17 protein-coding genes are annotated in these 21,347 nt (G+C 69.2%); 6 read left to right on the top strand and 11 right to left on the bottom strand.

The annotated features are described in order from the left end of the window. Positions 1–166: 166 nt before the first annotated feature. The 3 genes from murA to purD all read right to left on the bottom strand — a co-directional run bounded on the left by murA (position 167) and on the right by purD (position 3,562). Positions 167–1,432 carry a UDP-N-acetylglucosamine 1-carboxyvinyltransferase gene (gene murA, locus KLK06_RS08805; RefSeq protein ID WP_214634855.1) on the bottom strand — a complete coding sequence of 422 codons (1,266 nt, stop codon included), beginning with the start codon at positions 1,430–1,432 and terminating at the stop codon, positions 167–169. 76 nt (positions 1,433–1,508) lie between these two features. Then, positions 1,509–2,345, bottom strand: a complete 837-nt coding sequence (locus KLK06_RS08800; RefSeq protein ID WP_214634854.1) for a phosphoribosylaminoimidazolesuccinocarboxamide synthase — start codon at positions 2,343–2,345, stop codon at positions 1,509–1,511. Then, positions 2,342–3,562: a phosphoribosylamine--glycine ligase gene (gene purD, locus KLK06_RS08795; RefSeq protein WP_214634853.1), complete on the bottom strand. Its 1,221-nt coding sequence runs from the start codon at positions 3,560–3,562 to the stop codon at positions 2,342–2,344. The genes KLK06_RS08800 and purD overlap by 4 nt, the downstream gene beginning before the upstream one ends. 469 nt (positions 3,563–4,031) lie before the next feature. Between purD and corA the strand changes: the two genes are divergently transcribed. Continuing rightward, positions 4,032–5,048 carry a magnesium/cobalt transporter CorA gene (gene corA, locus KLK06_RS08790; protein WP_308168168.1) on the top strand — a complete coding sequence of 339 codons (1,017 nt, stop codon included), beginning with the start codon at positions 4,032–4,034 and terminating at the stop codon, positions 5,046–5,048. Between the two features lie 7 nt (positions 5,049–5,055). On the opposite strand, the gene KLK06_RS08785 is transcribed toward corA, so the two are convergent. Both KLK06_RS08785 and KLK06_RS08780 read right to left on the bottom strand, forming a co-directional pair. Next, positions 5,056–5,964, bottom strand: a complete 909-nt coding sequence (locus tag KLK06_RS08785; RefSeq protein ID WP_214634851.1) for a glycerophosphodiester phosphodiesterase family protein — start codon at positions 5,962–5,964, stop codon at positions 5,056–5,058. A 72-nt stretch (positions 5,965–6,036) separates the two neighbouring features. Further along, complete coding sequence (locus KLK06_RS08780; protein WP_214634850.1) at positions 6,037–6,453, bottom strand: GNAT family N-acetyltransferase; 417 nt, start codon at positions 6,451–6,453, stop codon at positions 6,037–6,039. Positions 6,454–6,539: 86 nt separating this feature from the next. Between KLK06_RS08780 and KLK06_RS08775 the strand changes: the two genes are divergently transcribed. After that, complete coding sequence (locus KLK06_RS08775) at positions 6,540–7,190, top strand: GNAT family N-acetyltransferase (protein ID WP_250905149.1); 651 nt, start codon at positions 6,540–6,542, stop codon at positions 7,188–7,190. Positions 7,191–7,264: 74 nt separating this feature from the next. Here KLK06_RS08775 and KLK06_RS08770 read toward each other — a convergent pair whose 3' ends face one another. The 3 genes from KLK06_RS08770 to fbaA all read right to left on the bottom strand — a co-directional run bounded on the left by KLK06_RS08770 (position 7,265) and on the right by fbaA (position 10,114). Continuing rightward, positions 7,265–8,548: an adenylosuccinate synthase gene (locus tag KLK06_RS08770; RefSeq protein WP_214634849.1), complete on the bottom strand. Its 1,284-nt coding sequence runs from the start codon at positions 8,546–8,548 to the stop codon at positions 7,265–7,267. 98 nt (positions 8,549–8,646) lie between these two features. After that, the gene (locus tag KLK06_RS08765) at positions 8,647–9,057 is read right to left on the bottom strand and encodes a DUF3151 domain-containing protein (RefSeq protein ID WP_214634848.1); all 411 of its coding nucleotides are present in this window, start codon (positions 9,055–9,057) and stop codon (positions 8,647–8,649) included. Positions 9,058–9,091: 34 nt separating this feature from the next. After that, positions 9,092–10,114 carry a class II fructose-bisphosphate aldolase gene (gene fbaA, locus KLK06_RS08760; RefSeq protein WP_214634847.1) on the bottom strand — a complete coding sequence of 341 codons (1,023 nt, stop codon included), beginning with the start codon at positions 10,112–10,114 and terminating at the stop codon, positions 9,092–9,094. A gap of 114 nt (positions 10,115–10,228) precedes the next feature. Here fbaA and KLK06_RS08755 point away from each other — a divergent pair, with 114 nt between their 5' ends. After that, entirely contained in the window at positions 10,229–10,921 is a 693-nt protein-coding gene (locus KLK06_RS08755; RefSeq protein ID WP_308168167.1) for a DedA family protein, read from the top strand. 84 nt (positions 10,922–11,005) lie between these two features. Further along, a complete protein-coding gene (locus KLK06_RS08750) occupies positions 11,006–11,407 on the top strand; it encodes a hypothetical protein (protein ID WP_214634846.1) in 402 nt (133 codons plus the stop codon). Here KLK06_RS08750 and pyrE read toward each other — a convergent pair. Next, complete coding sequence (gene pyrE / locus KLK06_RS08745) at positions 11,382–11,915, bottom strand: orotate phosphoribosyltransferase (protein ID WP_214634845.1); 534 nt, start codon at positions 11,913–11,915, stop codon at positions 11,382–11,384. The two genes, KLK06_RS08750 and pyrE, sit on opposite strands and share 26 nt — an antisense overlap. Before the next feature lie 131 nt (positions 11,916–12,046). Between pyrE and KLK06_RS08740 the strand changes: the two genes are divergently transcribed. Further along, positions 12,047–14,902 carry a sigma-70 family RNA polymerase sigma factor gene (locus tag KLK06_RS08740; protein ID WP_214634844.1) on the top strand — a complete coding sequence of 952 codons (2,856 nt, stop codon included), beginning with the start codon at positions 12,047–12,049 and terminating at the stop codon, positions 14,900–14,902. A gap of 185 nt (positions 14,903–15,087) precedes the next feature. After that, a complete protein-coding gene (locus KLK06_RS08735; protein ID WP_214635485.1) occupies positions 15,088–16,260 on the top strand; it encodes an NYN domain-containing protein in 1,173 nt (390 codons plus the stop codon). Between the two features lie 275 nt (positions 16,261–16,535). On the opposite strand, the gene KLK06_RS08730 is transcribed toward KLK06_RS08735, so the two are convergent. Both KLK06_RS08730 and KLK06_RS08725 read right to left on the bottom strand, forming a co-directional pair. Beyond that, positions 16,536–17,165, bottom strand: a complete 630-nt coding sequence (locus KLK06_RS08730) for a two-component system response regulator (protein WP_214634843.1) — start codon at positions 17,163–17,165, stop codon at positions 16,536–16,538. Positions 17,166–17,168: 3 nt separating this feature from the next. Next, a complete protein-coding gene (locus tag KLK06_RS08725; protein ID WP_214634842.1) occupies positions 17,169–21,338 on the bottom strand; it encodes a HAMP domain-containing protein in 4,170 nt (1,389 codons plus the stop codon). Between the last annotated feature and the right edge of the window lie 9 nt (positions 21,339–21,347).

The following is a 21,347-nucleotide window of genomic DNA, read 5'->3' as shown; positions in this document are numbered from 1 at the left end:
CCCTCTCGACCAATGTTCGTCCCATCCTGCTGTCTGTTGCAGTGCTCTCTTTTGGAACGATCGCTCGCGGGGACCATAATGTCACGCCCGACTTTTCCGGAAAGCCGTTCTGCTTGACTGGCTGAGAAGGTATATCAGCAGCTCAACGAGGTATTCCTAACGTTTTTTAGCGTTCGGAAATCTCTTGTGTAATGTCCGCCCCGAGTGCCCGCATTCGATCGGCGAGATGCGCGTGCCCGCGGTCGATGAGGTAACCGGACTCGATGACGGTCTCGCCTTCGGCGGCCAGTCCCGCGAGCACCAGCGCGATACCGGAACGCAGGTCGTGCGCTGTCACGCGGGTGCCCTTCAGCGGGGTCGCGCCCCTGACGATGGCCCTGCTGCCTTCGACCTCCACGTCGGCGCCCATCTTGTTCAGCTCGCCGGCCAGCGCGAAGCGGCCGTCGAAGATGCGCTCGTGGATGTAGCTGGTGCCATCGGCCAGGGCGGCGACCGTCATCATCGGCGACTGGAGGTCGGTGGCGAAGCCCGGGTAGGTGTCGGTGATGATGTTGATCGGCCGCAGCGGCCGCTCGCACCGTACGTGCAGGACCGCGCCGGGCCGGGCGAAGTCGACGCCCATCTGCTCCAGCTTGTAGCGGACCACACCCAGGTCGAGGCCGGTGCCGACGAGGCTGAGGTCGCCGCCGGTGATCGCCGCGCCCATCGCGAACACACCGGCGTCGAGCCGGTCGGGCATCACGGTGTGCTCGACGGCGTGCAGCTCGTCGACGCCCTCGACGGTGATGAAGCCGGTGCCGCCGCCGCTGATGCGCGCGCCCATCTTGGTGAGCATGTCGATGACGTCGAGCACCTCGGGCTCCAGCGCCGCGTTCTCGATGACGGTGATGCCCTTGGCCAGAGAGGCGGCCATGATGAGGTTCTCGGTGCCGGTGTGCGAGGGGGTGTCGAGGTAGAGGGTCGCGCCGGTCAGGCCGGACGCCTTGACGTGGATGACCGTCTCGCCCTCGTCGACGACCGCGCCCAGCCGCTTGTAGCCGAGATAGTGGAAGTCGAGGTTGCGGCTGCCGAGATTGCAGCCGCCGACCCCTTCCACGATCGCCTCGCCCAGCCGATGCAGCAGGGCGGGAGTGAACAGGACCGAGCCGCGGAAGCGCCTGGCGATGTCGGCGGGCAGCACCGCGCTGGTCAGCCGGGAGGCGTCGATTACCAGCGTGCGCTCTGCCTCGTGCAGCTCGACGTAGGCGCCGACGGACTCCGCCAGCTCCACCGCCCGCCGCACATCCTCGATGATCGGCACATTGCGCAGGACGGTGCGGCCGTTGGCGGCCAGCAGAGCCGCACCGATCATGGGCAGCACGGCGTTCTTCGCGCCCTGGATGAAGGCGGTTCCACGCAGTGGGTTGCCACCGCGCACGCGGTAACGGACCATTCGTGCGGCTCCTCGGAGGTCTCGGTCTGGCTAGACCGGCCAAGAGTAGCCGCTAACCACGCCTGCCCCAGCCGAATCATCCGCTAAAGGGAGCTCCGGTGATGCGCTCGTACGCTTCCAGATAACGCTGTCTGGTCTGCTCTACCACCTTATCCGGAAGGCGAGGCGGGGGAGTTCCGGAGTCTTTGTCCCATCCCGATTCGGGCGAGAGCAACCAATCCCTAACATATTGCTTATCAAAGGACGGTTGTGTGCGTCCGGGCTGCCACGCGTCAGCGGGCCAGAATCGTGACGAGTCGGGCGTAAGGACCTCGTCCCCCAGCGTGAGTACGCCATCGGCGTCGCGGCCCAGTTCGATCTTGGTGTCGGCCAGGATGATGCCCCGCTCGCGGGCGATCTCGGCGCCGCGGGTGTAGACGGCCAGCGTGATCTGGCGGAGTGCCTCGGCCGTCTCCGCGCCCACGTCGCCGACGACCCGCTCGAAGGAGATCGGCTCGTCGTGCTGCCCGACCGGGGCCTTCGTCGAGGGCGTGAAGATCGGCTCGGGCAGCCGGGACCCGTCTTCGAGGCCCGGCGGCAGCCGTACCCCCGAGACCGCCCCGTCGCGCCGGTAGTCGATCAGGCCCGAGCCGGTCAGGTAACCGCGCGCCACGCACTCGACGGCCACCATCGACAGCGGCTTGCACAGCATGCTGCGGGAGTCGGGCCCCGGCCCCGCGATGTGGTTGGGCACCACGTCGGAGAGCCGGTCGAACCACCACAGCGACATCTGCGTGAGGATGGCCCCCTTGTCGGGGATCTCGGGCTCCAGTATGTGGTCGAAGGCCGATATCCGGTCGGAGGCGACCATCAGCAGGAGTCCGTCGTCGGTCTGGTAGAGGTCGCGAATCTTGCCGGCGTGCAGGTGCTTCATCGGGCGATGTCCGTCCTGTGGTGCGAGCCGCGCAACCGTACCCGGGAGACCAGCTCGTAGGCGTTCTGGCGGGCCGTCTCCTGGTCGGGGCCGGTGCCGACCACGTTGAGCACCCGCCCGCCGTCGGAGAGCACCTTGCCGTCGGCCAGTCTCGTGCCGGCGTGGAGGACGTAGGCGCCGGCGGTGGGCTCGAGCCCCTCGATGACGTCGCCCTTCACCGGGGCGTCCGGGTAGTGCTCGGCCGCGACGACCACGGCGACCGCCGACCCCCCGCGGAACACCGGCGCCGGATGCTCACTCAGCCGCCCGGTGGCGCACGCCGTCAGCAGCCCGGCCAGCGGCGTCTCCAGGCGGTCGAGCACCACCTGGGTCTCCGGATCGCCGAAGCGCGCGTTGAACTCGATCACCTTCGGCCCCTTCGCGGTCAGGGCCAGGCCCACGTACAGAACGCCCTGGAACGGGCAGCCGCGCCGGGCCAGCTCGTCGATCGTGGGATGGACGACCTCGCGCATCACCTGCTCGGTGAGCCCTTCCGGCGCCCAGGTGAGCGGCGTGTAGGAGCCCATGCCGCCGGTGTTGGGCCCTTCGTCGCCGTCGTAGGCCCGCTTGAAGTCCTGGGCGGGCTGCAGCGGCACGGCCGTCGTGCCGTCGCAGAGCGCGAACAGCGAGACCTCGGGTCCGTCGAGGAACTCCTCGATCACCACCCGCTCGCACGCCGCCGCGTGCGCGAGCGCCTGCTCCCGGTCGCCGGTGACGACCACGCCCTTGCCCGCGGCCAGCCCGTCGTCCTTGACCACGTACGGGGCGCCGAACTCGTCGAGGGCCCGGGCCGCCTCCTCAGGCGTGACGCAGGCCCGCGCCCTGGCCGTGGGGACGTCGGCCGCCGTCATGACCTCCTTGGCGAACGCCTTGGAACCCTCGATCATCGCGGCCTCGCCCGAGGGCCCGAAGCAGGCGATGCCCGCGGCGCGCACCGCGTCGGCCACGCCCGCCACCAAGGGCGCCTCGGGGCCCACCACGACCAGGTCGGCGGCGAGCCGCACGGCCAGCTCGGTCACCTGGCCGGGGTCGGTGGCCGTGACCGGATGCGTGGTCGAAATCTCCGCCATGCCCGCGTTGCCGGGGGCGCTGTGGAGCTCGGTGACCTGGGGATCGAGCATGAGTGAGCGGCACAGGGCGTGTTCACGCCCGCCGGATCCGATGACTAGAACGCGCACCGCCCCATTGTGGCAGGGACGGCCGCACGGCTTCCCGTCGCACCCGCGACAGACCGGCCCGGGCACTCGAAATGTGGGAATAGGCGGGAATCTTTGTGGAGTTCTACCTGATCTGACGGCGGGCCAGAGAGTATCGTCGGTCTGGTCCATCCCGCCTGTGGTAACTTGGGGCGGCTTTGTGGCATCTCTTGTGATTGGAGGTGGTCCGGGATGAAACCTGGTGATCCCAGCAGTACGTGCTCACCCACGTACACCGTGTATGCCCCCGACCACTCCAATCCGGCAGCCTGATCGTGCCTCCACGCTTTTTCCTTGATTGAGGTGACTTTTCGTCGCGCGTGGAGCGTGCCAGGTCGGGCGGAAAGGGACTGCCATGCGCTCGTCCACGCTTTTCCGTCGCACCACCCGTCACCCTGTACAGCAGCCGCATGTCTCGCGCCCGCTCACCAAGCCGGTACGTGAGAGCTGCGTGCCTCCCATTGACTCCATCGTCGAGTTCGGCGCCTACATCAAGGGCAAGAAGGTCGACGCCGCGGGCATCGAGGAGTCGCTCGACCTGGTCCGCGAGCACAACAGCCACTCCGACGGCGCCAAGGCGTTCGTCTGGGTCGGCCTGCACGAGCCCGCCGCCCCCGAGGTCGAGTGGCTGGCCGGCGTGTTCGGCCTGCACCCGCTGTCCGTCGAGGACGCGGTCAAAGCCCACCAGCGCCCCAAGGTCGAGCGCTACGGCGACTCCCTGTTCATGGTGCTCAAGTCCATCGCCTACCTGGACCACGACGAGCTGACCGCCACCAGCGAGATCATCGCCACGGGCGAGATCATGGTGTTCCTCGGCGTCGACTTCGTGGTGACCGTACGACATGGCCGGCACTGTCCCCTCACCGAGGTGCGCGAGCGGCTCGAGGACAAGCCCAAGCTGATGGACCGCGGCCCGGCGGGCGTGCTGCACGCCATCGCCGACCACGTCGTCGACCGTTACCTGCAGGTCGCCGACCTCATGCAGCTCGAGCTCGAAGAGGTCGAGGCGACCGTCTTCGCCGACGTCAGCTCCCGCGACATCAACCGCATCTACCAGCTCAAGCGGGAGATGCTGGAGCTGAAGCGGGCGGTCACGCCGCTCCAGGCGCCGCTGGCCGCGCTGCCGCAGCGCCGGGTGATCCCGTCGGAGATGCGCGAATACTTCCGCGACGTCGGCGACCACCTCTCCCGCGTGTGCGAGCAGGTCGAATCGTCGAACGAGCTGTGCAGCTCGATCCTGCAGGCGGCGCTGGCCCGCTCGAACGCGCTGGCCAACGAGGACATGCGCAAGATCTCGTCCTGGGTGGCCATCATGGCCGTGCCCACGATGATCGCCGGGATCTACGGCATGAACTTCGACTTCATGCCGGAGACCAACCAGGTATGGGGCTATCCGGCCGTGCTCGCCGTGATGATCACGACCTGCGTCCTGCTGCACCGGGGCTTCCGCCGCAACGGCTGGCTCTAGAAGGTTCTCAGACCCCCACGGGCCGCCTGAGCGGCCCGACGGGGTCGGGCAGTCGCAGCCCGCGCTCCCGCCACAGCTCGCGCATCCGATCGGGGTAGTCGGTGACGATCCCCGACACCCCAAGGTCCAGCATCCGGCCCGCCAGCGCCTTGTCGTTGACGGTCCAGACCGCGACGTCCAACTCGGCCGCGGCCACCTGGGCCATCAGGTCCTCGTTGACCATCACGTGCTCGGGCGACAGCGTCGTGGCCCCCGCCTCGCGGGCGGCGGCCGGGATGTCGTCGCCCAGCGGGCCGTTCCAGTGCAGGGTGTCGAGCTCGATCAGCGCGAAGCGCCGCGTGCCCGGCGCCAGCCTGGCGGCGTGGCCGATGATCCGCCAGTCGAAGCTGAGTATCGCCGCGTTGTCCAGCCTGCCGTGCCGGTCGAACTCCTCCAGCACCATCTCGGTGAACAGCTCGGGGTCGGCCGTCAGCTCCGGCCTGGTCGGGTCGGACTTGAGTTCGACGTGCAGCCGTACGTCCTCGGCCTCGTAGGCGTTGACCAGGCCGAGCACCGCGCCCAGCGTGGGCATCCTGGTCTCGGGCATCGCCCGCTGCGTCGTCGCGAACGGATCGTCGGCGTGCCGGGGCAGCCGCACGCCCACGTCGAGCATGCGTAGCTGGGCCAGCCCGAGCGAGTTGATCGGCTTGCCGACATAGGGGAAGTGGGGGTCGTCCTTCGCGACCGGCCGCGTGTCGGCACTGGTCACGGCCGAGACCGTGAGGTCGTGGGTCAACACGAGCCGCCGATCGGCGGTGAGCGCGACGTCGAACTCGAGCGCGTGCACCCCGAGCTCCATCGTGCGGCTCAGCCCGGGAAGCGTGTTTTCGGGCCAGAGGCCCCTCGCTCCCCGATGACCGTGAATCTCAACGCGCACACCGGGGACACTACCGTGCCGCGTGCCGCGATCACGACGTGCCACGCCGCGCCCTTTTTGCGGTGCTTATGGCTATTCCTGGTCAAACGTCCACACGTAGACCATCTGGTCCCACTCGGGTGCTCCGCCCGCTCCGCCGTACGTGGTCTGGGCCGCCTTGTTGTCCTCACCCGTGGCCGTCCACATGCCGTAGCAGCCGCGTTCGCGGGCGAGCCGTTCCAGGGTCGAGACCAGCGACCCGGCGATGCCTTGGCCGCGGAAACGCTCGTCCACGCCGAGCTCGTAGAGGAACATCTCGGTCCCCTTGTCGGGGTGGGTGGTCTCGACGCCGGTGATCATCCCGGCCGGGGTCTCGTCCACATAGGCGATGAGCAGGTGGTGCCCCTCATCCGCGAGGAATCTCGCGGTGGCCGCCGGCAGGGGAGCGGCGTCGAAGAGGTGGCCGGCCGCCTCGACGGCCTCAGGACGGGTGGCACGACGGATGTCCATGTCCGGAGCGTAAGCGCAGGTCGCCGCACCACGCGCGCCATTTATTAGGTCGATAAATGCGACTCTGTGGCAATAAGCTGGCGCTCATGATGGAGGCACTCGAAACGGTCCGGCCGGAAATCGTCCGGGCCTGGGTCGACGGCTGGGTGGTCTCGCGCAACGCCCCGCTGCCCGTACGGGAGCCGTGGGGCCTGCGAGTGGACGTCGGCCGGCCCGGCCACGTCACCCGCCACGTACTGCCCGCGCCCACCCCCGACGACCTGCGGCTGCTGGCCGAGACGATCAGCACGCCGGGCACCTGGCTCAAGCTCTGCGCTCCGGCGGAGGCGGTCGTCCCCTGGCTCACGCCGGCGTGGTCGATCGACGAGCCGGAGTTCATGATGACGGGGCCGCTGTCGCGGGGGCTGGCCACGGCTCCCGACGGCTACACGCTGGCCGTCACCACCCGGTCGGACGTGACCGTGGCCCGCCTGCTCACGGCGGCGGGCGAGATCGCGGCCCGGGGGCAGATCGCCGTCACGGGCCGTACCGCGGTCGTGGATCAGGTCGAGACCGCGCCGGAGCACCGGCGTCGCGGTCTGGGCCGCGTGGTCATGACGGCCCTGGCCGACATCGCCGCCTCTCGCGGCGCCAGGACGGGCATCCTGGTGGCCACGCCCGCCGGTCAGGCCCTCTACCGGACCATCGGCTGGACGACCCGCACCCCGATGACCGCCGCCGTCCTGGCGGCTTCCTGACGCTTCTGGGAGCTTTCTGGCGCCGGGGTACGGCCGGCGACGCGGTGCCGGCCGTACCCGTGAAACCGGGAGGGTCAGACGAGAGAGCGGATCACCAGCGTCTGGTCGCGGCCGGGGCCGACGCCGATCGCGGAGATCGGCGCACCGCTCATCTCCTCCAGCGCCCGCACGTACGACTGCGCGTTGGGCGGCAGGTCGTCGAAGGTCTTGGCGCCGGTGATGTCCTCCTGCCAGCCGGGGAGCTCCTCGTAGATCGGCTTGGCGTGGTGGAAGTCCGTCTGCGTCATCGGGATCTCGTCGTGCCGCGTGCCGTCGACGTCGTAGGCCACGCACACCGGGATCCGCTCCAGCCCGGACAGTACGTCCAGCTTGGTGAGGAAGAAGTCGGTGACCCCGTTGATCCGGGTCGCGTAGCGGGCGATGACCGCGTCGAACCAGCCACAGCGCCGGTTGCGGCCGGTCGTCACGCCGTACTCGCCGCCGGTCTGGCGCAGCCACTCGCCCATCTCGTCCTCGAGCTCCGTGGGGAACGGGCCCGAGCCGACGCGGGTGGTATACGCCTTGAGGATGCCGATCACCCTCGTGAGCCGCATCGGCGGGATGCCGGACCCGGCGCAGGCGCCCCCGGCGGTCGGCGACGAGGAGGTGACGAACGGGTAGGTGCCGTGGTCGATGTCGAGCAGCGTGCCCTGACCACCCTCCAGCAGCACGAACTTGCCCTCGTCCAGCGCCCGGTTCAGCACCAGAGAGGTGTCGGCGATGTGCGGCTTGAGGCGTTCGGCGTAGCCCAGGTACTCCTCCACGACGGCCTCGGCCTCGATGCCGCGCCGGTTGTAGACCTTGGTGAGCACCTGGTTCTTCTCGGTCAGCACGACCTCGATCTTCTTGGCCAGAATGCCGGGATCGAGCAGGTCCTGGACCCGTACGCCCATCCGGTAGATCTTGTCGCCGTAGGCGGGTCCGATGCCCCGGCCGGTCGTGCCGATCTTGGCCTTGCCCAGGTAGCGCTCGGTGACCTTGTCGAGTGCTTTGTGGTGGGGCATGATCAGGTGCGCGTCGGCGGAGATCAGCAGGCGCTCGGCGGAGATGTCCCGCGCGGCCAGCCCGTCGATCTCGCTGAGCAGCACTCCGGGGTCGATGACGACGCCGTTGCCGATCACTGGCACCACGTGCGGTGACAGGATTCCGGTGGGCAAGAGGTGCAGGGCGTATTTCTGGTCACCGATGACCACGGTGTGACCCGCGTTGTTGCCACCCTGATAGCGGACGACGTAATCGACGTCGCCACCGAGCAGGTCGGTGGCCTTGCCCTTGCCCTCATCGCCCCACTGGGCACCAACGAGAACGACAGCCGGCATGGTTCAGTCTCCTGAGCACAAAACGAAACCCCTGGCGCAAGTGCGACAGGGGCTCTTGCGTAGAGAGACTACCCGAGTCTGCCTATTCGTCCCAAGTGTTAGTTCTTGGTCAGCGCGTCGTAGGCCGCCTCACTGCTGTCCTTGAGGAACTGCATGCACCGCTCGGCCTCGTCCTTCTCGCCGATCGCCTGAGCGGCTCTGGCGAGTGAGTAGAGGCAGCGCAGGAAGCCGCGGTTCGGCTCGTGCTCCCAAGGGATGGGACCGTGCCCCTTCCAGCCGCTACGGCGGAGTTGGTCGAGCCCGCGGTGATAGCCGGTGCGCGCGAAAGCGTAGGAGGTGACGGCGTGGCCCTGCGCGAAGTACTCCTCCGCGAGCGTGGCCCAGGCCCCCGGGTAGGCGGGGAAACGGGCTGCCACATCGGCGGCCTTGGCGCCGGCTTCGAGCGCCTCCCTGGCCTCGGGCAGGTCCGGCAGTTGAGTCGGGGGCGGCCCGGCGAGAAGGTTATCCATAGGACAAGTCATACCCGCCGAGCCGCCGACGTGGCTAGGAGATCTTGGTCCCAGCTGATTTGAGGTGCTCACACGCCTCGACGACGCGGGCCGCCATCCCGGCCTCGGCCGACTTGCCGTAGGCGCGCGGGTCGTACGCCTTCTTGCTGCCGACGTCGCCGTCGACCTTGAGCACGCCGTCGTAGTTGCGGAACATGTGATCGGCGATCGGCCTGGTGAAGGCGTACTGGGTGTCGGTGTCGACGTTCATCTTGACCACGCCGTAGGAGATCGCCTCGTGGATCTCCTCCATCGCCGATCCGGAACCGCCGTGGAAGACCAGGTCGAACGGTTTGTCCTTGCCGTACTTGCCGCCGACGGCGTCCTGAATGTCCTTCAGCACGCTGGGCCGCAGCTTGACGTGGCCCGGCTTGTAGACCCCGTGCACGTTGCCGAACGTGGCGGCCAGCAGGAAGCGGCCCTTCTCGCCGAGCCCCACGGCCTCGGCCGTGGCCAGCGCGTCCTCGGGCGTGGTGTAGAGCTTCTCGTTCATCTCGCCGACGACGCCGTCCTCCTCGCCGCCGACCACGCCGATCTCCATCTCCATGATGATGTTGGCGCGGTGGCACTTGTCGAGGAGCTCCTTGGCGATCTCCAGGTTCTCCTCCAGGGGTACGGCCGAGCCGTCCCACATGTGCGACTGGAAGAGCGGGTCGAGGCCCTTGGCCACGCGCTCCAGCGAGATGTCGATCAACGGCCGCATGAAGCCGTCGAGCTTGTCCTTGGGGCAGTGGTCGGTGTGCAGCGCGACCGTCACCGGGTATTTGGCGGCGACCACCCTGGCGTACTCGGCCAGCGCCGTCGCGCCTGTCACCATGTCCTTGACCGTGGCGCCGGACAGGAACTCCGCCCCGCCGGTCGACACCTGGACGATGCCATCGCTCCCGGCTTCGGCGAACCCGCGCAGCGCGGCGTTGAGCGTCTGGGAAGAGGTCACGTTGATCGCCGGGTAGGCGAATCCGCCCGCCTTCGCGCGGTCGAGCATCTCGGCATAGACCTCTGGGGTTGCTATAGGCATGCTTCATCTCCCTGAGAAGTACGGCTTCGCGCAGCCAGTATCCCGGTCCGCTACCCCGCGTGGTAGAGACAACGCGCGGCGGCCAAGGGCGTTCATGCCGGGTAGGCTCGCCTCGTGGACTGGCTTTCCAACCTCCTGGACCCGACGTGGTGGCTGACGATGCTCGGCGCCTTCGCGACCGTCGGCGTTCTGGCGATCATCTTCGCCGAGACCGGCCTGCTCGTCGGGTTCTTCCTGCCCGGTGACTCGCTGCTCGTCGCCGCGGGCATCTTCAGCTCCGCCGCCGCGGCGAAGGGGATCGGCATCGAGCCGCTGTCCTTCCCCGTGCTGCTGATCGCCACACCGCTGTGTGCGGTGGCGGGCGCCCAGCTCGGGCACCTCATCGGAGTCAAGGTCGGCAGGAGGTTGTTCGACAAACCGGACTCGCGGCTGTTCAAGAGAGAATATGTGGAGAAGGCCGAGCACTTCTTCCTGAAGTTCGGCCCGGCCAGAGCGGTGATTATCGCCCGCTTCGTGCCGATCGTCCGCACGTTCATGAACCCGGTCGCCGGCGTCCTGGAGATGCCGGCCCGTACGTTCTTCCTGTGGAACGCCATCGGCGGCCTGGTGTGGGTCGAGAGCATGCTGCTGATCGGCCACTTTCTCGGCAGCCAGGTCGATCCCACCAAGATCGACAAGTACATCCTGCCCGGCGTCTTCCTCATCATCTTCATCTCGCTGATCCCGATCATCGTCGAGGTGATCAAGACCCGCAGGGCCGCCAAGCAGGTGCCGGAGCCCAATGGTAAGCACCACCGCGTGGGGTAATTCCTACCGGTAAGCACCAATGATCGAGATCGTCCCCGGCCTACGAGTACGCTCCCCCTTGTGGGACGCCACAGGTCAGATCCGATGGGCCTCGCCCGCCTCGCGCTCGCCGTCCTGGCGGCGGTGGCCGTGGTGACGCTCTTGGTCATCGGCGGTCGCGCGCTGCTCACCTCGCTCGACACGCGACAGCAGCAGCCCGAGCGCGCGAAAGTCGCCGCCCAGCCGCAGGCCAGCGCCCAGGTGCCGACTGTCCGCATCGAGTGCGTGGCCGACACCTGCCCCCTCGTCACGGTGCGCGTACCAGGCGGCGACGTGCTGCAATATCGCGACATGAGCAGGGGCGAGGAGGTCAGCTACTTCGAGCCGGAACTCGACGTGGTGCTCACCGACGCGGCCACGGTCCAGGTGACCGAGAACGGCAAGGCCCGCACGCGGGGCAAGGCCGGCGCGCGGGAGGCGTTCACAGTCCGAGGTCCTGGAGCGTGAACGCGGAGCGGTAGTCGAGCCCCTCCTCGGCCATCCGGGGCGCCGCGCCCCGCTCGACGATCGTCGCCACCGCGACCACCTCGGCGCCCGCCTCACGCAGCGCCTCGACGGCCGTCAACGGGGAGGCGCCGGTCGTGGAGGTGTCCTCGACGGCGAGCACCCGGCGGCCCTTAACCTCTGGACCCTCGATCCTGCGCTGCATGCCGTGCGCCTTCTGCGCCTTGCGCACCACGAACGCGTCGAGCAGCCGCCCCTGCGCCGCGGCCGCGTGCATCATCGCGCTCGCCACGGGGTCGGCGCCCAGCGTCAGCCCGCCCACGGCGTCGAACTCCAAATCCTTGGTCAGGTCGAGCATCACCCTGCCGACCAGGGGCGCGGCCACGCCGTCGAGCGTGATCCGGCGCAGGTCGAGGTAGAAGTCGGCCTCCTGGCCCGAGGAGAGCACGACCTTGCCGTGCACGACGGCCTTCTTCTTGATCTCGGCCAGCAGGTTGTCGCGATCTGTCATGGCACCCAGCTTAGGGTCCTGACCGGGGTGAGACCCGATGCGGTCGGAAGGTAAAGGCGACCCTTCGGTTTAACCATGACGGCGGCTGCGGAATGCTCGGGGAGGCAGTCTTAAGTAATCGCGAGGTGACAATGAGTGGTGAATCGCCGTCGCCGCAGAGCGATGCGGATCTTCTTCACGCGGTCAGAGCCGGCGACGCCACCGCCTATCACGAACTCCACGAGCGCCACGTGGCCGCCGCGCGCTCCCTGGCCCGCCAACTCGTCAAGGGCGAGGCCGAGATCGAGGACGTGGTCGCCGAGTCGTTCACCAAGATCCTCGACCTCGTCGGCCGCGGCGGCGGCCCCCAGGCCGGGTTCCGGACCTACCTGCTGACCGTCGTGCGGCGCACCGTCTATGACCGGACGCGGGTGGCGAGCGGCCCGGTGCCCGCGGGCGAGAGCGACCGGTTCGATCCCGATGTGCCCTTCGTCGACCCGGCCCTCGTCGGCCTGGAGCAGTCGCTGATCGCCAAGGCGTTCCTGTCGCTGCCCGAGCGATGGCGGGCGGTGCTCTGGCACACCGAGGTCGAGCACCTGCCACCCGCCGACGTGGCCCCCCTGCTCGGCCTGCCGGCCAAGGGTGTGACCGAACTCACCCGCCGCGCCCTCGCGGGCCTGCGCCAGGCGTACCTGCAGATCCGCCTGACCGCACCGACCCGCCACGCGTGCCGGCCGGTGCTCGGCACGATGAGCCGCTACGTCAAGGGCGGGCTGGCCAGGCGCGTTTCCAAGGCGGTGGACGAGCACGTGAGCGGCTGCCCCGAATGCCGCGCCGTCCTGCTGGAACTGACCGACGTCAACCGGGGGCTGCGCGTCATCATCGGCCCGATGATCGCCGGCCCGGTTTTCGCCGGGTACGCGACGGCACTGGCCAAGACGAGGGCTGCGAACCGCGGTTCGGACGACCCCCCGCACGGGCTGGGCTGGATCTGGCGGTCGCCACTCGGTTGGGTCTGGCATGTGCTCGGTGGGATCGGGCGCGGGCCTAAGTACGTGGTCGGTGGGGCCGGGCGGGCGTCCAGGAGAGTGGTTGCTTGGGCCGGGCGGGTCTCCGGGAACGTGGTCGGTCGGGTCGGGCGGGTCTCCGAGCGCGTGGTCGGTGGGGCCGGGCGGGCGTCGAGACATGTGCTCGGCTGGGTCCGGCGGGTGCCCACATACGCGCAGGCAGCGGTCGCCAGCGGCACCGCCGCCGCCGTGGCGGCCGCTGCTGTGTTCACGCTGCTCACGGCCGAGGAGCCGGTGAGAAGTCCGGTCGCCAAGCCCGTCGCCTCAGCCGGACCGCCACTTGTACGGCCGCTCGAAGAACCCACACGGCTGGCCCCCGAACGCCCGGCGCCCCCGGGAACGAGACCGCACGGACCCCGCCTACACGCCACGATCGGCGCGCTCGGCGCACTGGTCCGCGCCCAGCCCGGCATCATCGCGATGCGCCTCCGCAACTCCGGCAACGCCCCAACCAGCGAAATAGAGGCCGCCGTAGACCTGCCCACGGGCGTAACGCTGATCCCCTCAGGACGCCACGCCGGGGGCACCGCGCTGGAACGGTCGCGCGGCTACGGCGGGGGTGTGGCCGCGGGTGTCATGCCGTCGGGCACGCACGGCCGTGGTGTCGCTGCGGGCGTCGCATTGGAACGGGCGGGCAGTGTGTCGACACGTGGCCACGGTCGCGGTGTCGCCGTGGTTACGCCCGTTGGGACCGGGGACGGCTGGACCTGCCGTCCGGCCAGGCGGGGTGCTACGTGTGTCAGGGGGCCGCTTAAGGCGGCTCGCAAAACCGCGGTCTTCCTGCGCGTCCACGTGGCCGCCCAAGCGCCTCAGGGGGCCGGGCCCGCCGTTCGGATCGCGGCCGGGTCCCTGCGGGTGGGGGCGCGCTCCGCGGCCGGGGTACGGCAGGTGGGCGCGTCCGCCAGGTTCGCCGCCGACGGCAAGGTGACGGTCAGGGCGATCGGCAACTCGCTGCTGAGCTGCCCGGCGGAGGGCGACGGCTGTGCGGAGGTCGCGCAGCGGCAGGGCGATGGGCGCGACGATGAGTTGTGGTCCATGGACGCCGTCGACGAGGACAGGGTCGCGGAAACGTACGCCTCCAGCGGCGCCACGCTGCGGCGGCCCCCGGGCGGGCGGGTCGTGTGGGCAGGTCTCTACTGGTCGGCCGGTGGGGAGAGCGCGGGGCCGATCAGCCTGCGACCGCCGGGTCGTCGGCGTTATCTGTCGGTCAGGCCCGAGCAGGTGACGGTCCGCGAGCTGCCCTCAGGGCCCGCCTACCAGGCGTTCGCCGACGTGACCGGGCTGGTCGGGAGCGCCCGGCGGGACGGCAAGTTGTGGGCGGCCGACCTCCCGATGGAGGAGGGGGCCGCGCGGCACGCCGGATGGAGCCTGGTGATGATCGTGACCGACCCCGCCGGACCGTACAGCCACGCCGTCGTACTCGACACAGCGACCGTCGTCGGCGGCGAGACAGATCAGGTGCGGATCCCACTGGGCGGCCTCGTCTCCGCGGACCCGCCCGCCCGAATCTCTCAGGGCGGGCGGGTTCCCACGGAATCCGCCGCGCGGATCCGTCAGGGCGGGCCGGTTTCCACGGGGTCGGCTGCGCGGATCCGTCAGGGCGGACCGGGCCCCGCGAGGTCGGCTGTGCGGATCCCGGTGGGTCGATCGGTCCGCAGGGGGTCGCCCGCGTGGATCGAGATGGTGACCTGGGAAGGCGATGCCGATCTCGATGGTGATCGGCTCTCGCTGGGCTCCGGGCCGCTCACTCCCCTGGGGGGCGATCGTGATGCGAGTAATGTCTTCGACAGCTCGTCCAACGGTGCCAAAGGAATGACGTTCGGTGTCGACGTCGATACTTTCGGTGCCGAACTCGGCAATGACCCGGCGCTGGCGATCGCTACGCGGGAGGATGTGGTGCTGTTCGCGATCGCCGCTGTGTGCGTTCGTGCCCGATGGTGACCAAAGTCCGACATATTGGTACGGTCAGCCCGAATGCACCGGCGTATGGTCGGGGCAGGGGCGAATCGTCGGGATTAACCCTCGCGCGATCACCTGCTTTCATTACCCTGAGACAGGGCCGCCGCGTCCGGCTCTGACGGTGCACGAGTCTGCTAGGTCGGACCACCAGGAAAGGGGCCGTGTCAGTGGATCGCTGCGCGCTGTTCGTGGACGCTGGCTATCTGCTGGCCGACGGCGCGATGGCCGTGCATGGGACCCGCCATCGTGAAGCCGTGGCCTGGGACTATCCAGGGCTGTTGCAGCTCATGTCAAGCCTCTCGCGCGAACGCACCGGGCTGCCGTTGCTGCGGTGCTACTGGTACGAGGCGACCGTCGAAGGCCGCCGCACTCCAGAGCACGACGTGCTCGCCGACATCCCCGGTCTCAAGCTCCGCCTTTCGCGTATCCGTCCAGGACGGCGCGAAGGCGTGGACGCCCAGGTTCACCGCGACCTGATGACGCTCGCCCGCAACAGCGCCATCTGCGACGCCGTCGTGGTCAGCGGTGACGAGGACCTGGCCCAGGTGGTCTGCGACGCGCAGGACCTCGGCATCAGGGTGACCGTCGTGCACATCGCGACCGACGGCGGCTGGGCCGTCTCCCGCTCGCTCACGCAGGAGAGCGACGACCTCATCGAGCTGGGCGGCGTACACCTGCGCCCCTACGTCAACCTGGTGACCGGCGCCATCGAGGTGACCAACGGCCACCACCAGTCGGTCAGCAACGGCCACGGCGGCCACGCGCAGCGGGAGCTGCCGCCCGCGCAGTCGAGCGGGGGCAACCACTCCGCCAACTCGGGGCGCCAAGGTCAGTCCGGTGCCAACGGCATGATGCCGTCGGCGGGTCGCGGCCAATCGCAGCCGCCGTCGCTGCCCAGCTACTCCGACTACCAGCCCGACCCGCCGTCGGGCGCCCCGGTGACCGGGCCGATCCCGCAGCAGTCGCAGGCGCCGACGACCGGGCAGTTCAACTCGCCGTCCAACGGCACCTACCAGCCTTCGCAGCTCGGCGCCTACACCGGCCCGCAGCCCGCGCCGGTCTCCCAGCAGCCCTCGGCCGCCACGGCCGGGGCCACCACGCTGTCCGACGCCGTCAAGTCCGCCCATCGGGAAGGGCACGACTTCGGCGAGTCCGTGGCCCGCGACGCTCCGGCCCTGTGGCTGGAGGCCGTGCTGGCGCGCAAGCCACGGATGCCCTCCGACCTGGAGGCCCGCCTGCTGCAGGGCTCGTCGTTGCCGATCGACTTCCTGCTGCACGACGAGGTACGCCACGCGCTGCGCCGCGGCTTCTGGGACGCGTTGGAGCGCGCCAGGCACTAGCCAGGCGCGGCCAGGCCCTAGCCTGACGCGCCGCAGCCGGCCGGGCCGGGGTGGGACTGCTGTACCGGCCCCAGCGCCTCGTACGGACGGCACAGCGCCCGTGCGCCTCTAACGCCCGGCCACAGGGCTCCCGTTCGGGTGGCGGCGCGCGTCTCTAATGCTCGGCCTCAGCGCTTTCGTGTCGACGACAACCCGGCCTCACGCTCCGGTGGCGCGCCTCGGCGACGGGCTCGGCATCCGGAGCGCTCTCTTATCCACAACCTGTGGAGCGGGCTTCACGACAGGGCGTCGAAGCCGGCGCGGAGGTGGGCGAGTCGGTCGGCGAGGTCGGAGAGCGGGGCCGCCACCCCCGGGTCCTGCGACTTGCGCGCCAGCTCCCGTACCCTGGCCAGCTCGTCCTCCGCCGCCGTCAGCCGCCGGGACAACTCGGGCAGGATCGCCGACTGGTCGCCCGCGCCCGGCGGCAGCTCGGCGGTCAGCCGCTCGCGCAGCATCGACGCCTGCTCGGCCAGCCGCTTGTTCATGTTGTACAGCTCGCTGAAGACCGACACCTTGGCCCGCAGCACCCACGGGTCGAACGGCTTGGTCAGATAGTCGACGGCGCCCGCCGCGTAGCCGCGGAAGGCGTAGTCGGGCGCGCTGTCGACCACCGTGAGGAAGATGATCGGGATGTTCCTGGTCCGCTCCCGCCGCTTGATGTGGGCGGCGGTCTCGAACCCGTCCATGCCCGGCATCCGCACGTCGAGCAGGATGAGCGCGAACTCGGTGTTGAGCAGCGCCTTGAGCGCCTCCTCGCCGGACCTGGCGCGTACGGGCACCAGGTCGAGCGAGCTGAGGATGGCCTCAAGGGCGATCAGATTCTCCTCGCGGTCGTCGACCAGGAGGATCTTGGCACGATCAGGCATCGATCACGCCCCTTCGGCTGATGACTCGCCAGTGGATCGCCCTCGGCCGAGCCAGCCGCGCAGGCGTTCGAGCAGCCGGTCGACGTCGACGGGCTTGGGTACGTAGTCGGAGGCACCCGAGGCGATGCTCTTCTCGCGATCGCCCCGCATGACCTTGGCGGTCAGCGCGATGATCGGGAGATCGGCGAACTGGGGCATGCGCCTGATGGCGGAGGTGGTGGCCCAGCCATCCATCTCCGGCATCATGATGTCCATCAGCACGAGAGCGACGTCCTCGTTCCGTTCGAGCTGCTCGATTCCTTCGCGGCCGTTTTCAGCGTAGACGACTGTGGAGCCGTGCCGTTCGAGAACGCTGGTCAGGGCGAACACGTTACGGATGTCGTCGTCGACGATGAGGATCTTCGCGCCGTTGAGCGGGTCGTCGCCGTGCCACTGGCTGGTCTCGGCGGGCGGCTCGATCAGTTCGGGTAGCGGCAGGTCGAGCGGGATCGGCGGCTCGTGCAGCGAGGCCGTCGGCTCCTCGATGGGCACGGAGAGCAGTTGCCTGCGCTCGATGCCGCTCTCGACCTCCGCCAGCGGGCCCGTGTAGGAGGCCGGCAGGTAGAGGGTGAACGTGCTCCCCTTGCCCAGCTCGCTGTCGACGTGGATCTCACCGCCGAGCAGCAAGGCGATCTTGCGGCAGATCGACAGGCCCAGCCCGGTGCCGCCGTACTTGCGGCTGGTGGTGCCGTCGGCCTGCCGGAACGCCTCGAAGATGACCTCGCGCTTGTCGGGCGCGATGCCGATGCCGGTGTCGATCACCTGGAAGGCCAGCAGGTCGCGGGCGCCGTGCAGGGTGTCGTCGTCGAACTCGACCCCGGCGGGCACCGGCGTGACCCGCAGCTTCACCTCGCCCTTCGGCGTGAACTTCACCGCGTTGGACAGCAGGTTGCGCAGCACCTGCTGCAGCCGCTGCTCGTCGGCGCGCAGCTCCTGGGGCACCTCGCTGTCCACCTCGACGGCGAAGGCCAGCCCCTTGTCCTGGGCGAGCGGCGCGAACGCCGCCTCCAGGAGATCGACCATCTTCGGCAGCGACACCTGGATCGGATGGATGTCCATCCGGCCCGCCTCGACCTTGGACAGGTCGAGCATGTCGTTGATCAGCTGGAGCAGCGCCGACCCCGCGCCGTGGATCGTCCTGGCGAACTCGACCTGCTGCGAGGTCAGGTTGCCCTCGGCGTTCTCGGTCAGCAGCTTGGCCAGCACGAGCAGACTGTTGAGCGGCGTGCGCAGCTCGTGGGACATGTTCGCGAGGAACTCGGACTTGTAGCGCGAGGACACGGCCAACTGCTCGGCGCGCTCCTCCAGCGTGCGGCGGGCCTGCTCGATCTGGAAGTTCTGGATCTCGATGGCGCGGTTCTGCTTGGCCAGCAGCGCCGCCTTGTCCTCCAGCTCCGCGTTGGACCTGCGCAGCTCCTCCTGCTGGCGCTGCAGCTCGTCAGAGCGTTCCTGCAGCTCGCGGGTGAGTCGCTGCGACTCCGTCAGCAGGTCCTCGGTGCGCGAGTTGGCGATGATGGTGTTCATCGTGACGCCGATGGTCTCGACGAGCTGGGTCAGGAAGTCGAGATGCACCTCGCCGAACGGGGTGAAGGAGGCCAGCTCCAGCACGCCCAGGACGCGGTTCTCGAACAGGATCGGGAGTACGACGATCTGCGCCGGCGTCGACTGGCTGAGGCCGCTGTCGATGGTGATGAAGCGCGGCGGCACGTCGTCGAGGACGATGTGCCGGCCCTGGGCCGCGGCCTGGCCGACGATGCCCTCGCCGACCGCGAAGCGCTGGCGCGGGCCGCGGTCGGGGCGTACGCCGTAGCCGCCGATCAGCAGCAGCTCGTGCTCGCCCTCGGGATCGACGCCGTAGAAGGCGCCATAGCGGGCCGACACCAGCGGCGTCAGCTCGCTCATCGTCAGCTTGGCCACCTCGAACAGGTCGCGGTGGCCCTGCATGAGCCGGGAGATGCGGGCCAGGTTGGACTTGAGCCAGTCCTGCTCCTGGTTGGCCTGGGTGGTCTCGCGGAGGTTGGCCACCATCGAGTTGATGTTGTCCTTCAGCTCCGCCAGCTCGCCCTGCGCCTCGACGGCGATCGAGCGGGTCAGGTCGCCCCTGGCCACGGCGCTGGTCACGGTGGCGATCGCGCGTACCTGGGTGGTGAGGTTGCCGGCCAGCTCGTTGACGCTCTCGGTGAGCCGCTTCCAGGTGCCCTCCACACCCTCGACCCGCGCCTGGCCGCCCAGCCGGCCTTCCGAGCCCACCTCGCGGGCGACCCGGGTCACCTCGGAGGCGAACGACGACAACTGGTCGACCATCCGGTTGATGGTGGTCTTGAGCGCCAGGATCTCGCCCTGGGCATCGACGTCGATCTTGCGGGTGAGGTCGCCGTTGGCGACCGCGGTGGTCACCTCGGCGATGTTGCGCACCTGGTACGTCAGGTTGTTGGCCATGAAGTTGACGTTGTCGGTCAGGTCCTTCCAGACCCCTGACACGCCCTGCACCCGCGCCTGGCCGCCGAGCTCGCCCTGCGTGCCGACCTCGCGGGCGACTCGTGTCACCTCGTCGGCGAAGGACGAGAGCTGGTCGACCATGGTGTTGAGGGTGTCCTTGAGCTGGAGGATCTCACCCTGCGCGTCAACAGTGATCTTCTTCGACAGGTTGCCCTGGGCCACCGCGGACGAGACCGCCGCGATCTGCCGCACCTGGGAGGTCAGGTTGTTGGCCATGGAGTTGACGTTCTCGGTGAGGTCCTTCCAGACCCCGGAGACGCCGCGCACCTGCGCCTGGCCGCCGAGCTGGCCTTCGGTGCCCACCTCGCGGGCGACCCGGGTCACCTCGGAGGCGAACGACGAGAGCTGCTCGACCATCGTGTTCATGGTGGACTTGAGCTCAAGGATCTCGCCCTGGGCGTCCACGTCGATCTTGCGGGTGAGGTCGCCGTTGGCCACGGCCGTCGTCACCTGGGCGATGTTGCGTACCTGATAGGTGAGGTTGTTGGCCATGGAGTTGACGTTGTCGGTGAGGTCCTTCCAGACCCCCGACACGCCCTTCACCTCGGCGCGCCCGCCCAGCTTGCCCTCGGTGCCGACCTCGCGCGCCACGCGGGTCACCTCGTCGGCGAAGGACGAGAGCTGGTCGACCATGGTGTTGAGGGTGTCCTTGAGCTGGAGGATCTCACCCTCCGCGTCGACCGTGATCTTCTTCGACAGGTTGCCCTGGGCCACCGCCGTCGCCACGGTCGCGATGCTGCGTACCTGGCTGGTGAGGTTGTTGGCCATGAAGTTGACGTTGTCGGTCAGGTCCTTCCAGACCCCGGAGACGCCCGTCACCTGCGCCTGGCCGCCGAGCTGGCCTTCGGTGCCGACCTCGCGGGCGACTCGGGTGACCTCCTCGGCGAAGCCGGAGAGCTGGTCCACCATCGTGTTGACGGTGTTCTTCAGCTCGAACATCTCGCCCACGGCGTCGACCGTCACCTTGCGGCTCAGGTCGCCCTTGGCCACGGCGGTGGTCACGACCGCGATGTCACGCACCTGCGCGGCCACGCGGGAGGACATCGTGTTGACGGCCTCGGTGAGGTCGCGCCAGCTTCCGGACATGCCGCGCAGGTTGGCGCCGCCGCCCAGCCGGCCCTCGGTGCCGGCCTCCCGGGCCACTCGGGTGACCTCGGAGTTGAACAGCGCGAGCTGGTCGACCATGCCGTTGATCGCCTTGCCCAGGCGGCGCACCTCGCCGCGGGCCGAGCGGTCGAGATCGATCCGCCGCGACAGGTCGCCCTTGGCCACCGCGTCGATCACGTCGGCCGCGCCGCTCACCGGGCTCACCAGGGCGTCGATCAACATGTTGACCGACTCGACGCTCTCCGCCCAGGCGCCGACGCCCGGTCCCGGTGTCAGTCGCTCGCCGAACCGGCCCTCCTTGACAACTTCCTTGCGTACGCGCACCAACTCGTTGGCGAGGTGTTCGCGACGGTCGGCCACTTCGTTGAGCAGCAACCGCACCTCACTGAGGATGCCGGCCGGGGCATGTGGGACCCGGCGCCGGAAATCACCGTCTCGCCAGGAGAACAGGGTCTCCAGGATCGGGACGAGATCCGACTCGGTGTAAGTCCTCTCCTCAGAGCTCAATGCGGCCTTGGCCGTTGTCATGGGGCCTCC

This window comes from Nonomuraea sp. NEAU-A123 (assembly GCF_018603905.1).
Classification (GTDB): Bacteria; Actinomycetota; Actinomycetes; order Streptosporangiales; family Streptosporangiaceae; genus Nonomuraea.
This window is presented reverse-complemented; position numbering and strand designations above follow the sequence as displayed.